Annotated in this window: 13 protein-coding genes; 6 read left to right on the top strand and 7 right to left on the bottom strand. The window is 70.6% G+C overall.

Annotation, left to right across the window (positions count from 1 at the left end; genetic code table 11):
* Window positions 1–48 precede the first annotated feature (48 nt).
* On the top strand, window positions 49–1,290 hold the full coding sequence (locus tag ACSHV8_RS02585; protein WP_436528987.1) for a cytochrome P450: 1,242 nt from the start codon (window positions 49–51) through the stop codon (window positions 1,288–1,290).
* Here ACSHV8_RS02585 and ACSHV8_RS02580 read toward each other — a convergent pair.
* The 6 genes from ACSHV8_RS02580 to ACSHV8_RS02555 all read right to left on the bottom strand — a co-directional run bounded on the left by ACSHV8_RS02580 (window position 1,287) and on the right by ACSHV8_RS02555 (window position 6,119).
* On the bottom strand, window positions 1,287–2,516 hold the full coding sequence (locus ACSHV8_RS02580; protein WP_436528985.1) for a beta-ketoacyl-[acyl-carrier-protein] synthase family protein: 1,230 nt from the start codon (window positions 2,514–2,516) through the stop codon (window positions 1,287–1,289). The genes ACSHV8_RS02585 and ACSHV8_RS02580 overlap by 4 nt on opposite strands.
* Window positions 2,513–2,809: an acyl carrier protein gene (locus tag ACSHV8_RS02575; protein WP_436528983.1), complete on the bottom strand. Its 297-nt coding sequence runs from the start codon at window positions 2,807–2,809 to the stop codon at window positions 2,513–2,515. Before ACSHV8_RS02575 ends, ACSHV8_RS02580 begins: the two co-directional genes overlap by 4 nt.
* A gap of 60 nt (window positions 2,810–2,869) precedes the next feature.
* Window positions 2,870–3,886 (bottom strand): sulfotransferase family protein, encoded by a 1,017-nt coding sequence (locus tag ACSHV8_RS02570; protein ID WP_436528981.1) that lies wholly within the window; start codon window positions 3,884–3,886, stop codon window positions 2,870–2,872.
* Window positions 3,887–4,051: 165 nt separating this feature from the next.
* Window positions 4,052–4,639, bottom strand: a complete 588-nt coding sequence (locus ACSHV8_RS02565) for a DUF6114 domain-containing protein (RefSeq protein WP_436528979.1) — start codon at window positions 4,637–4,639, stop codon at window positions 4,052–4,054.
* Window positions 4,640–4,641: 2 nt separating this feature from the next.
* Window positions 4,642–5,247, bottom strand: coding sequence for a DUF6230 family protein (locus ACSHV8_RS02560; RefSeq protein WP_436528977.1), 606 nt, complete (start codon window positions 5,245–5,247; stop codon window positions 4,642–4,644).
* A 140-nt stretch (window positions 5,248–5,387) separates the two neighbouring features.
* Window positions 5,388–6,119: a TetR/AcrR family transcriptional regulator gene (locus tag ACSHV8_RS02555; RefSeq protein ID WP_436528975.1), complete on the bottom strand. Its 732-nt coding sequence runs from the start codon at window positions 6,117–6,119 to the stop codon at window positions 5,388–5,390.
* A gap of 172 nt (window positions 6,120–6,291) precedes the next feature.
* On the opposite strand from ACSHV8_RS02555, the gene ACSHV8_RS02550 reads away from it, so the two are divergent.
* A complete protein-coding gene (locus ACSHV8_RS02550) occupies window positions 6,292–7,188 on the top strand; it encodes a hypothetical protein (protein WP_436528973.1) in 897 nt (298 codons plus the stop codon).
* A 15-nt stretch (window positions 7,189–7,203) separates the two neighbouring features.
* Window positions 7,204–7,860, top strand: coding sequence for a Tat pathway signal sequence domain protein (locus tag ACSHV8_RS02545; protein ID WP_436528971.1), 657 nt, complete (start codon window positions 7,204–7,206; stop codon window positions 7,858–7,860).
* Between the two features lie 462 nt (window positions 7,861–8,322).
* Here the strand turns inward: ACSHV8_RS02545 and ACSHV8_RS02540 are convergent, their stop codons facing one another.
* Complete coding sequence (locus ACSHV8_RS02540) at window positions 8,323–8,616, bottom strand: hypothetical protein (RefSeq protein WP_436528969.1); 294 nt, start codon at window positions 8,614–8,616, stop codon at window positions 8,323–8,325.
* Window positions 8,617–8,824: 208 nt separating this feature from the next.
* Between ACSHV8_RS02540 and ACSHV8_RS02535 the strand changes: the two genes are divergently transcribed.
* The 3 genes from ACSHV8_RS02535 to ACSHV8_RS02525 all read left to right on the top strand — a co-directional run bounded on the left by ACSHV8_RS02535 (window position 8,825) and on the right by ACSHV8_RS02525 (window position 11,976).
* Window positions 8,825–9,589: a hypothetical protein gene (locus ACSHV8_RS02535; protein WP_436528968.1), complete on the top strand. Its 765-nt coding sequence runs from the start codon at window positions 8,825–8,827 to the stop codon at window positions 9,587–9,589.
* A gap of 183 nt (window positions 9,590–9,772) precedes the next feature.
* The gene (locus ACSHV8_RS02530) at window positions 9,773–10,627 is read left to right on the top strand and encodes a family 43 glycosylhydrolase (protein WP_436528966.1); all 855 of its coding nucleotides are present in this window, start codon (window positions 9,773–9,775) and stop codon (window positions 10,625–10,627) included.
* Entirely contained in the window at window positions 10,624–11,976 is a 1,353-nt protein-coding gene (locus ACSHV8_RS02525; RefSeq protein ID WP_436528965.1) for a glycoside hydrolase family 43 protein, read from the top strand. Before ACSHV8_RS02530 ends, ACSHV8_RS02525 begins: the two co-directional genes overlap by 4 nt.
* Window positions 11,977–12,195: the final 219 nt, after the last annotated feature.

Raw genomic sequence — 12,195 nt, 5'->3', positions numbered from 1 at the left:
CCCCCGGCCCCGCTGTACGTTCTGACCGTTTTGGGCAATTATGTCCGGATGACGCTTGAGGCTGTCTTCGGTACCGACGACTACCGCCGTGATCCCGGCGGCCGACTCCACGACCTGCGCGAGGCGGGCCCGGTGCACCGGGTCGCGCTGCCCGGCATCCCGCCCGTCTATCTGGTGACCCGTTTCCAGGAGGCGCGGACCGCGTTCGCCGATCCCCGCCTGCGCAAGGACCGCGCCCGGGTCCCGGCGGCCGGCAGCCCCGGCCCGGAGACCATCTGGGTCAGCGGGCGGCAGTTGCTGAGCACCGACGGACAGGACCACACCCGGCTGCGGCGGCTGCTGAACGGCTGGTGGTCGCGGGCCGCCTCGGCCGGATGGCCGGCGATCATCGAACGGCACGTCGACGGCCTGCTCGACGACCTGGCCGCCGGGCCGGCCGAGGTCGACCTGGTCACCGCGTTCACCCGGCCGCTGCCGATGCGGATCCTGGCCGAGATCGTCGGTATCCCCCAGGCCGAGACGCCCCACCTGCAGGAACTGGTGCACGTAATCACCGGAAGCGGCACGACCGGGTGCCCACGGCTGCGCGCGGCCTCGGCCGACCTGACGCAGATCTGGTTCCGTCTGGCCAAGGACCACGCCGGCGAGGACACGCTGCTCGGCATGCTCGGCAAGGCCCGGCAGGACCGGGAGATCACCCTGGTCGAGCTGACCTCGCTGCTGAACATGCTGCTGGTGGCCGGCGCGCACTCGATGTCGATGTTCTTCCCCCGGGCCGTGCTGCTGCTGTCCGCCCCGCCGGCGGCCGACGCCGGGTCGGGCTACTGCGGCGGGGCCGAGCTGGCGGCGATGCTGGCCGGGGATGACGCGACCGCGCACGAGGCGGTGGCCGAGGAGCTGATCCGGCTCTGCGCGCCGTTCCCGCTGGCCAGCCACCGGTACGCGACCGACGACCTGGACCTGTGGGGCACCCCGGTGCCGGCCGGCGCGCTGGTCATGCCCGCGGTGGCCGCCGCCAACCGGGATCCGCGCGCCTACGCGGATCCCGATCAGGCCTGCCCGGGCCGCCGTCAGGGCGAGCCGCGGCATCTGTCGTTCGGGCACGGCCCCCACTACTGCCTGGGCGCGACCCTGGCCCGGCAGCAGGCGAGGATCGCGCTGGTCGGGCTCTACCAGCGCTTTCCCCGCCTGTCGACGGCCGGTGAGGCCACCTGGCGCAACGACATCATCCCGGAGCCGACCTCGCTGCCGGTCCGCCTGAACCGGGCCGAATTCCGCAACGCGACCTAGGCGGGGCTGAAGACCAGCGCCGCGTTCTGGCCGCCGAAACCGAACGACGTGCTGACCGCCGGGGCCCGGCGGGCCTGGCGGGGCCGGCCGGTCACCACGTTCAGGTCGATCGCCGGGTCGAGCTTGTCCAGGTTGGCGATCGGCGGCAGCAGTCCCCGTTCCAGCGACAGGACGACCCCGGCCGCCTCGATCGCGCCGGACGCGCCCATCGCGTGCCCGAGCACGCCCTTGAACGCGGTGACCGCCGGGGCCGACGACCCGAACACCTCGCCGAGCGCCGCCGCCTCCACCACGTCGTTCATCGGCGTGCTGGTCGCGTGGGCGTTGACGTGCCCGATGGCCGCCGGGTCGAGGCCGGCGTCGTCCAGCGCGGCCCGGATCGCCCGGACGGCGCCGCGGCCCTGCGGGTGCGGGGCGGTGATGTGGTGGGCGTCGGCCGAGGCACCGTAGCCGGACAGGTAGGCCCGCACGCGAGCCCCGCGGGCCCGGGCGTCGGCGGCCCGTTCCAGGACCAGGATGCCGGCCCCCTCGCCGAGCACGAACCCGTCCCGGTCCAGGTCGAACGGCCGGGACGCCAGCTGCGGCTCGTCGCCGCGGGTGGAGAGCGCCCCGATCCGGGCGAAGCACGCGGCCGACGTACGGCTGCGGCCGGACTCGGCGCCGCCGGCGATCACCACGTCGCAGACCCCGGCCAGCAGCAGGTCGCGGGCCACGCCGAGCGCGTGCGCGCCCGAGGCGCAGGCGCTGCTGACCGTGAAGCACGGGCCCTGCGTCCCCAGGTCCAGGGCGGCCTCGGCGGCGGCCATGTTGGGCAGCGTCCGCGGCAGCGCGAACGGCGAGACCCGGTCGGGCTGCCCTTCCAGGACCATCTCGACCGCGGTCTCGGTGCCGCTCATGCTGCTGGCCCCGACCCCGAGGATCACGGCGACCCGCTCCGGCTCCCACAGCGTCGGGCCCAGGCCGGCGTCGGCCACGGCCTCCCGGGTGGCGGCGACCGCGAACCGGCCGAACGGGTCGAGCCGCCGGTTGAGCCGGTGCCCGAGCAGGGCCGCGCCGTCGAAATCGGTCACCCGGCAGCTGAACGCGACCGGCAGGCCGACCAGCTCCGGATCCCGGGCGGCCGTGGACCGGCCCTCGATCAGTCCGGCCCAGGTGGCGGCGGCGCCGACCCCGGCCGGGGTGACCAGGCCGAGCCCGGTCACCGCCACCGCGTCGCGGGCGCTCACCGGTCCCCGGCCAGGACCGCCCCGGTCACCATGCGGACCTCGGTGCCGGCCGATCCGCCCGTCCGCTGGTTGTCCAGCGTGGCGGCGATCGCGCCGAGTGTGGTCCGGAACGTGACCACGCCCTCGTCGAGCCGCCGGACCCCGGTCTCCTCCTGCAGCAGGAGCCCGAACTCGAGGATCGACAGCGAGTCGAGTTCCAGCTGCTCCAGGGTGGTCTCCGGGGTGAGCCGGGCCGGGTCGACCTCGAAGTGCTCGGCCAGGTTGCGCGTGACGATCTGGTATGCGGAGTCCATACTCCAGCACCTTTCCGTTGTTTCGGGGAGACTCTTACTTTTCGATCGGCAGAGCCCCGGTCACGCGACGTGACCGAGGCGGTGCAGCACCGCTTGCCCCGGCAGGCAGGAGCGGTGCAGTTCGCGGCGCTGCGGCGCGGGAAGCGCGTCCGCGGTGCCGGTGCGGCCGGGGCGGACCGAGGCGGCGGCCTCACGCAGCCAGTCCGGGTCCGGGTCGAAGCCGCCGAAGCGGGCCAGCTCGGCCAGCCGGCCGGCCGGGTCGGCGATCAGGTCGCGGTAGCTCAGCGCCATCAGCCGGTCGGCCGGCAGCCCGGCCAGGGTCCGTTCGGCCTCCAGCAGCAGCACGCTCCACAATCGCCCGTACCGCTGCAGCGGGATCTCGTGGCGCAGCGCGGCGGCGGTGAACCGTCCGGGCCGGAAGTCGGCCAGGTCCTCGGGCAGGTCGTCCCCGGCGCCGCGCCGGCTCAGTTCGACGGTCTGCGCGCCGAGCGCGAAGGCCGGGTGGCGGCTCATCGACAGCGCGGTGTCCGGGCCGTCGCGGTGCAGGTGGACGACCCGGGCGTCCGGGAAGATCCGCAGCAGCGAGCCGAGCATCCGTAGCGAGCCGCCGCTGCGCTCGACGATCACCCGGCGGCCGAGCCGGGCGGCCAGGTGGGCGAAGAACCGGCGGTACTGCTGCTCGGCCGGCGCCGGCGTCCAGCCCGGCACCTCGGCCGCCAGCTCGTCGTAGAGGGCGTCCGGATCGCCGGTCAGGTGCGGGAGGGTGAGCAGGCAGAGCGCCGGCACCCCGGTCTCGGCGGTGAAGCGTCCCCGGCCGAACGGGTACTGCACCTCGCGGATGTCGACCCGGTGCCGGACCAGTTCGGCGATGCCCGGGTCGAGCGTGCCGAGCAGTTCCCAGAAGCGGGCGCCGCTGATCTCGCCGGGGATCAGCGGGACATGCACGGCGGTGAACAACTCGCTGACGCTGAGCACGTCGGGGTGCCGGGCGAGCATCTCGGAGACCATGGTGGAGCCGCAGCGCCCGGTGCCGGTGACGATCACCGGGGGTGGGGTCGCGGATTGGGTACGGCGCATCGGCGCTCCTGGTGAAGCCGGAGAACGAGTGACAGCCGCACCAGCATTGCAATCCGGACATAACGTGACAAAGCAGACACGCCGCAGTTCGGAACCTGGCATACGCGCGGGCACCCGCCGGGGGCGGTCAGAGCGACCACCACCGGGCGGGTGCCCGGGAAATCTCTACTCCGCGTGCTTCGGGCCCGGACCGGGGGCGTTCCAGGCCGGCGGCTCGCTGCGCCACTGCTCCTCGGGCGGCAGGGTGTTCTGGTCCTGCTCCTGGGGCGCGGCCACCCGCCGTACGCCGGAAGGGTCTTCGGCCGAAGGCGGCGAAGCGGGTGCCGGTGCGGCGGACTCGGGCTCGGCGACCGGTTCCGGGGCCGGCGGCGGGTCCTCGGGGGCCCAGGCGAACGCCAGCGCGGCGCCCACCAGCGTGAACAGCAGGCCGACGACGAAGCCGCCCATGTTCGAGGTCAGGAACGAGCCGAGCGCGCAGATCATCGCGATCAACGAATAGAAGATCCGTTGAGCCGGATTGAACCAGAGAAGCACACCCAACAAGATGATCACGTACGGCACCAGGTAGCCGATGAAGTTCTGCATCCCGACGTGCAGCACCACCCCCAGCGGCGCCCACACCGTGAAGAGGATCTCCGCCCCGCCGAGCAGCACGAACAGTCCACCCCAGAACGGCCGGGTGCGGCGCCAGCCGCGGAAACCCCGCCAGGCGCGAGCGCCCGGCGAGGCCCGGTGTGAAGCGATGCCGGACACGGTCAGCAGCCGTCGCCGGTGAACGACATGTGCAGGCTGGGCAGCTTGAACGTGGCCGCGGTGGTGGCGTAGTTGTTCTGCCGCAGGTTGGTCAGCGTGACCTCGTCGGCCTGCTGGCCGAAGACGCCGATCGCGCCCTTCTTGCCGGGCACCGCGTCCAGCGTGCTGGAGTCCCGGCCGATCTCGATCGCCTTGAAGTCGGCGTTCGCGGTGATCAGGTCGGAGTCGACGACGAGCGTGTCGGCGGTGACCTTGTTGGTCGGGCTGCCCGCGGTGATCTTCAGGTTGATGCCGCCGAGCGCGATGCTCTGGCACAGCCCGTCGAGCTCGGCGTCGCGGATCGCCGAGACGATCACGAGCACCTGGCCGCCGGTGTCACCCTCGTTGGGACTGCCCGGTTCCATGTGGTCCAGCTCCGCGTACTGGGCGAATCCGTACCCGTGCAACTTGGGCGAGGTGACCGTGAACGGCATGCCGGAGATGGAGAAGGAGGCCGCGAGCACCCCCTTGCCGGTCAGCAGCACCAGCGCGACGGTCGCCGCGAGGCCGCTGAGCAGCATCGCGGCGAACCGGCGCCAGCGGGTGCGGCCGGGACGTGTGGAGGACATGCACTCTCCTTTGCGGGCGTTTTCGCCGGTCCCGGCACTGCGGATGCCGACCCGGCGTGGCTATTTGCGCTCCTCGATGGATTTCGGCGAAGTTACGCCGCAGTAACACGAGGCGTCAAGCGCAGAGGCCCGCATTCCAGTCAGTGAAAAACCCCGTCGGTATCTGATGCCGCGCACGGCGGGACGACGCGCTCCCCGCCCGGCCGCAGGTCCAGCTCGGCCGCCGCGCCCTCGCGGCCCAGGAACGGCGCCATCATGAAGTAGCTCAACATCGGCAGCAGACCGGGCAGCTCGGCGACCCGGCCGGCCGAGACCCGCCCGTAGATCGTCGAGTACACGCCGCCGACCACGGTGTCGACCAGACCGTCGGGCACCTCCGGGGCCTCGGCGAAGAACCGGGCGAACCGGCCCAGCAGCTCGGTCCGCTCGGCCCGGGCCAGGGGGCCGGCCGCATCGATCTCGACGATCGCCATCGCGGCGAACGCGGGCACACCGGCCAGCACGTCGAGCAGCACCTTGAGCGCGGCCCGGGCTCCGGTGCGCCAGTCGCCGGCCGCCGCGTAGGCGTCGTCCATCAGCCGCAGCACGACCTGCGTGCCGTGCCGGTACGTGTCCAGGAACGCGTCCTCCTTCCCGGCGAACAGCGCGTAGAACGCCGGGCGGGTCACCCCGGCCGCCGTGCAGATGTCGCTGACCCGGGCATTCACGTAGCCCTTCTCGGCGACCGTGTGCACGAGCGCGTCGTAGAGACGCTCGCGCTGGGTCGCGGCCACCGCCTCGGGCGTCATCGAGCGCGGACCACGTTTGATCGCCCGGGCCGGATCCCGCCCGGGACGGGAGCCCGGCAGCGGGCTGATTACGGAATTCGTCATCGTCGTCCCTCAATGTCTTGACATGACATACCGCTGGGGTTTCTCATACGTCCACGGATCTCGATGGTGCACGACGCGGGTCACCCCAGTATCACCTCCCGCTCAAGCCCCCGGAACGCTGCGGAAACGGCCGGGCCATGATCCCAACGAGGTTTTTCGAAGGAGTGACGCCATGTCAGCGTCACGGCTGAAATCCGTCCTCGCCATGATCGCCACCGCGGCCGCGGTCGTGGCACTCACCCCCGGGCCCGCCCAGGCCGCCGCCTACGACGGGCTGGAGAACTGCCCGCTCACCGCGGCGACCATGAAGGACCCGACGAACCTGCAGGTCGGCTGCGTGCAGTCGATCACCAACGGCGGCAGCGTCACGATCGGCACCAACGTCGTACCGTTCGACAGCCCGATCACCGTCCAGTTCGGCGTCTACTGGCCGGCGTCGGCGCCGACCCGGCAGTTCCCGGACGGCAGCGAGGCCAACGTCTACTCCACCGTCCCGGCCGCCAAGGGCAAAACCCTGGTGGCCAAGCCGCTGCAGGTCACCATCCCCGGCATCGCCAACATCATCCCGGGCGTGACCAGCGTGTTCGCCCAGGTCGAACTGGCCGGGACGATCAGCGACTTCGTGCCGCTGGCCACCGGGGAGGACACACCCGTCTTCGTCCTGCCGATCAAACTGCACCTGTACAACGCGCTGTTCGGCACCAAGTGCTACATCGGATCGGACACCAGCCCGATCAGGTTCAGCCCGACCACGGGCACCACCAGCCCGCCGGCACCCAACCAGCCGGTCACCGGGGACTCCGGGAACATCACCATCGAACCGGACGCCAACGGCTACCAGACGCTCGGCGTGGGCTTCACCGGCGCGACGCTGGTGGACAACGCCTACGCCGTACCGAAGGCCAACGGTTGCGGCCTGATCCCCGGCACCCTGGACGCGCTCATCAACCTGGCGTTCGGCCTGCCCAGCGCGGCCGGCAAGAACGCGGTCGTGTTCAGCCGCAACAACACGACCTTCGCCCTGTCCCCCAGCCTCGACGACCTCACCCAGGCGCTCGCCGCCTCCTAGGAAAGGTGCACCCCCATGCACAGAAGTCGCATCGCCGCCGCGTTCATGACCGGCGCCGCCGTGTCCCTGCTGCTGGCCACCCCAGCCCTGGCCGACGACGCCACCGTGCTGACCACCGACACCCTGGCCGGACCGGCCGTCACCGTCGGCGACACCATCTCGGCCTCCATCGTCACCGGAGCCCAGGCCGTGTTCGCCACCGCGGCCGGTGGCAGCAACGGCATGAAGTGCAACACGTCCAGCTTCAGCGCCGTCGTCAACGACAACCCGGCCGCCCCCGGCGCCGCCTCGCTCGGCTCCACCCTCGCGGTGTCCAACTGCACGGTCACCGGCGTCCCCGGGGTGACCGGCGTCAACAGCGTCACCATCAGCAACCAGCCCTACGCCACCACGGTCGCCAGCGACGGCACGGTCGCGGTCACCGGCACGGCCACCGCGCCGATCTCCGCCACCCTCAACCTGAAGTCCCTGCTCGGCTCGGTGACCTGCGTCTTCGTCGCCAACGGCAACGCCATCGCCGGCGTCGCCGACAACACCGACAACTCGATCACCTTCACCGACCAGCAGTTCAACAAGAGCAGCGGCCCGGCGGCGTGCGTCGCCAACGGCTTCTTCTCGGCCAAGTACACGCCGGTCGCGACGTCCGCGTCCGCACCGGTCTTCGTCAACTGACGGACCGCCGGCGCCGCCGTCCCCCACGGCCGGCGCCGGCCCCGGTCCGCTCCCCTCAAGCTTTCCGGTCCGCCGCCGGGTCCGCCGCGGTCCGGCTTCGATCATTTGCGCGTACGGCGTTCAGCGGCGCCCGCCTCGCGGACCCGCCCCCGGTCGAGCCGCCCGGCGCTGCCAGGCGCGGGCCGGCGCTCAGGGGTCCCTCCACGGCCCTGAGCCGACCCTCAGCACCGGTCGAACCGTTCCGGCCGGTGCTGAGGGTCGCATCCGTGTCCGGGGACGGGCGCGCTCGGCGGGCGGCCTCGTGTCCCGGGGCGCCGGCCGGGCTCGGGGGCTGGTGCCTCGAAGCCGGGGAATGGGCGGGGGCTGGTGCTTCTGGGGGCTCGGCTGTTGATGGGACGGTCGTTCGGGGGCGGGCGTGGTTCATGGCGTACCGGAAAAGTGGTTTCAGGGTTTTGGGGCTGGTCAGCTCTTGCCGTCGGCTTCCTGCTGGCGGCGCAGGCGGCGCTCGTGCAGGCGGCGCCAGCGTTCGTAGACCTCGGCGGCGGCGACGGCGGGTTCGGCGGCGCGGCCGGCCTTCCACTGGCGGGGCAGGAAGGCCTCGGCGCCGGCCCAGAGCAGTTCGCTCATCGGGACCGTGCCGCCGTGCAGCTTCATCAGCTCGGCGGCGACGGCGACGGCGTGGTCGCTGCGACGCCACATCTCGACCATCGACTGGCCGTGCATCAGGTCGTCGTAGTCCTGCGGATCCAGTTTCATCCCGGTCCCCTCACCGTGCGTAACCAACTGCCGACTGGCGTGTTGCCGGAGGGCGTGGTGCGCAAGACGTCCGAGATCAACAGGCCTAGGCGGTACACCCTGCTGGGATAGACGATCCCTGTCAAGGTCGAAGGTCACCCCGCGGCATCCTGATACGAAACAGTCATCCGTACGGTCAGTGACATCACGGGCTCAAGCCTCTGACCGGATGCCGACAGCGGAATCGCCCAGACGGTGCGGAAACGACCGTTCGGAGGACCACCGGAGAGCGATTACCGGAGGCCTCGGATCGACCTATGGTTCTTTCTCGACCGATCTTCTTCAGCGACGGCAAGGAGCCACCGTCATCGCCACCACACCCGAGCCCGCCGCCCCGCACGGCTACCGTGTCGCCGTCGTCGGGCAGGACCGCGCCGGCCTGTCCCTCGCCCGGACGGCGATCATCGCCGGGCACACCGTCGCCGGCTTCGACCCCGATCCCGAGTTGATAGCCCGGCTACGCGCGGGGCGGTCGGCGCTCGGCCACGAGCTGGTGGCCATGCACGAGACCGGGCGCTACCACGCCAGCGACGACCCGGCGTGGCTCACCGAGTGCACGGTCTACCTGGTCGCGTCGCCGGTGCCGCTGAAGCGGGGGCGTCCGGATCTGGGGCCGGTGCTGGCCGCGGCCGACACGGTCGCGGGTCATCTGCGGGACGGGGATCTCGTCGTACTCGAATCGTGGGTTGCCCCGGGAACGACCCGCGGGGAGTTCCAGGACGCGCTGGCCGCGCGGACCAGCGCGCGTTATCTGCTGGCGTTCTCGCCGCAGCGGCAGGGCCGGGCCAAGCTGATCGGCGGGGTGGACCGGCGGGCGACGCTCGCGGCGTCGGCGTTCTATCGCACGATGCACGACGTGGTGGTGGCCTGCGCGACCGCCGAGGAGGCGGAGGCGGCGAATCTGGCCGCGGCGGCCGAACGGCGTTCGGCCTGAAGGTTTCCCGGGGTCCTCTCAGGAGGGCCCCGGACGTCCTTGACAGCGCCGCAATCTGAGCGCAATCATTCAGAAACTTCGAACTGCGGACGGCCACACCCCAGGCCAGTCCGTGCGATCTCTCCTGCGCTACATCCCCGTCTGCGCTGAATTGTTAGCGCTAACAGAGCATCAAGGAGACGCATGCGCCGCATCCTCATCACCTTCTTCACGCTGATCCTGGGCGTGCTGACCCTCCCCCAGCCCGCATCCGCCGCGACCACCCTGATCTACGCCACCTTCAAGGGTGACGCGGCCGCCGACGAGGAACTCTGGATCTACCAGTCGACCAACGGCGGCACCAGCTACAGCACCCTGACCGACACGAACTTCCACGGGCCGACCGGCGTGCTGCGCGACCCGAGCATCCTCAAGCGCAACGGCGTCTACTACGCCGCCTACACCGTCCAGTCGTGGACGACCACCAGCGCGTACTTCAACATCGCGTCCAGCACGAACCTGACCACCTGGACGAACATCGCCAGCATCCCGGCCGGGATCTCGGGTGCGAACTACACCTGGGCGCCCGAGTTCTACGTCGAGGGCAGCAGCGTCAAGCTGATCACCAGCGTCGCGTCGACCTCGTGCTCGTTCTGCTTCCGCCCGTACGTGTACACGGCCCAGAACACCGCGCTGACCTCGTGGAGCGGCCCGGCTCAGATGTGGGGCCTGGGCACCAACCACATCGACACGTACGTGGTGAAGTCCGGCAGCACGTGGCACGCGTTCACCAAGAACGAGACGACCAAGTACATCGAGCACTGGACGACGACCGCGAACCTCACCGAGGGCTGGGTCAACCGGGGCACGCTGTTCGCGTCCGGGTACGAGGGGCCGTCACTGGTCAAGCTGGACGACGGCAGCTGGCGGATGTACGTGGACCACTACAGCGCGGGCGACGGGATCTACACGGCGACCAGCACCGACCTGAACACGTGGACCGGGCTGAGCAAGGTGACCTGCTCGGGCTGCCGGCACGGGACGGCGATCGCGAAATGAGACGACGCACTCTGCTGGCCGGCGCGGCCGCCTCCGTTTTCGTCCCGACCGCGGCCCAGGCCGCGACCTACTCCGGGTACGCGATGGCGTACTTCACGGAATCGCCGTCGATGACCGCCGCGAATTACGGGCTGCATCTGGCCGTCAGCGCGGACGGATTGAACTGGACGCCACTGAATCAGAACAACGCCGTGGCGACGCCGACCGCGGGCAGTCTCGGGTTGCGCGATCCGTTTCTGCTGCGCAAACAGGACGGCACGTTCGTGGTGCTGGCCACCGATCTCTACGGGACCGACTGGTCGTATCAGAGCCAGTACCTGCACGTGTGGGACTCGGCCGACCTGCGGACGTTCACCGGGTATCGGCGGATCAAGGTGCATTCGCTGGCGACTCACGCCTGGGCGCCGGAGGCGTATTGGGACGCATCGCGGGGGCAGTACGCGATCGTGTACTCGGCGGTTAACGGCACCGGGCACAACGTTCTGATGGTGAACTACACCAGCGATTTCGTGACCGCGACGGCCAACGCGGTTCTCTACGATCCCGGGTACGACGCTATTGACGGGACGTTTGTGACCGTTGGTGGGGTTACTTTCATGTACTACAAGAACAATACGAACAGCACTCTGCTCGGGACGAAGCTGGCTGCCGGAAAATTCGGGATTTATACGGGTGCGATCACGCCGGGGCGTGGGGTCGAGGCGCCGCAGATCAGCAAGTCCAACACGTCGGACATCTGGTACATGTGGGGCGACACCTGGAGTCCCAACGGGCGGTTCTTCTGCTGGCAGACGACAAACGTGGCCGGCGGGGCGTGGACGCTGCTCAACGACCGGTCGTACACCCAGCCGTTGAACTCCAAACACTGCGGAATCGTGCCGATCACCTCGGGTGAACTGTCGAACCTGACCGCCAAGTGGGGAACACCCTCGTGGAACCGGGTCAAATCGTACAACTTCCCCGACCGGTACATCCGGCACAGCAACAGCGTGGGGCGGATCGACGCGTACCCGTTCGACCCCTACCAGGACCAGCAGTGGACCCTGGTGCCCGGCCTGGCCGACTCGTCCGGAGTGTCGTTCCGCTCGGTCAACTACCCGGACCGGTACCTGCGGCACTCCAACTACGCCCTCGTCCTGAACGCGAGCGACGGCACCAGCACGTTCAACGCCGACGCCACGTTCTACAAGACCGCCGGATTCGCGGACTCGTCGTGGACGTCGTTCCGGTCCTACAACTATCCGGACCGCTACCTGCGCCACAGCAACTACGTCCTGCGCATCGACCCGATCACCAGCGGGTCGGCCGCGACCGACAAGCAGGACGCGACCTTCCGCATCGGCTCCTGACCCCATCCCCATGCTCGGCCCGGCGATCCCCCAAACGCCGGGCCGAGCCCCTTCAAAACCACCTTTCCCGTACGGCGACAGCCCCGCTCCCGTCCAACCTCCGCGCCCCACCGTGATCGCCCGCCCGGCCCGCCCTGAGCACCAGCTCATCCGCCCCAGCTGGCGCTGACGGCTGCTTCCCGGCCGCGTTGCGACCCTGAGCACCAGCTCGGTCGGCGC

It is taken from the genome of Actinoplanes sp. HUAS TT8 (assembly GCF_051380535.1).
GTDB lineage: Bacteria > Actinomycetota > Actinomycetes > Mycobacteriales > Micromonosporaceae > Actinoplanes.
Note: the sequence above shows the minus strand (reverse complement) of the source record. Positions and strands in the feature narration are given on the sequence as shown.

Excerpts from the sequence above, each read along its gene's own strand:
- ACSHV8_RS02560 (WP_436528977.1), bottom strand. The coding sequence starts at position 5,247 with ATGTCCTCCACACGTCCCGGCCGCACCCGCTGGCGCCGGTTCGCCGCG.
- ACSHV8_RS02540 (WP_436528969.1), bottom strand. The coding sequence starts at position 8,616 with ATGAAACTGGATCCGCAGGACTACGACGACCTGATGCACGGCCAGTCG.
- ACSHV8_RS02555 (WP_436528975.1), bottom strand. The coding sequence starts at position 6,119 with ATGACGAATTCCGTAATCAGCCCGCTGCCGGGCTCCCGTCCCGGGCGG.
- ACSHV8_RS02570 (WP_436528981.1), bottom strand. The coding sequence starts at position 3,886 with ATGCGCCGTACCCAATCCGCGACCCCACCCCCGGTGATCGTCACCGGC.
- ACSHV8_RS02535 (WP_436528968.1), top strand. The coding sequence starts at position 8,825 with ATGCCGACAGCGGAATCGCCCAGACGGTGCGGAAACGACCGTTCGGAG.
- ACSHV8_RS02530 (WP_436528966.1), top strand. The coding sequence starts at position 9,773 with ATGCGCCGCATCCTCATCACCTTCTTCACGCTGATCCTGGGCGTGCTG.
- ACSHV8_RS02585 (WP_436528987.1), top strand. The coding sequence starts at position 49 with ATGACGCTTGAGGCTGTCTTCGGTACCGACGACTACCGCCGTGATCCC.
- ACSHV8_RS02525 (WP_436528965.1), top strand. The coding sequence starts at position 10,624 with ATGAGACGACGCACTCTGCTGGCCGGCGCGGCCGCCTCCGTTTTCGTC.
- ACSHV8_RS02575 (WP_436528983.1), bottom strand. The coding sequence starts at position 2,809 with ATGGACTCCGCATACCAGATCGTCACGCGCAACCTGGCCGAGCACTTC.
- ACSHV8_RS02550 (WP_436528973.1), top strand. The coding sequence starts at position 6,292 with ATGTCAGCGTCACGGCTGAAATCCGTCCTCGCCATGATCGCCACCGCG.
- ACSHV8_RS02545 (WP_436528971.1), top strand. The coding sequence starts at position 7,204 with ATGCACAGAAGTCGCATCGCCGCCGCGTTCATGACCGGCGCCGCCGTG.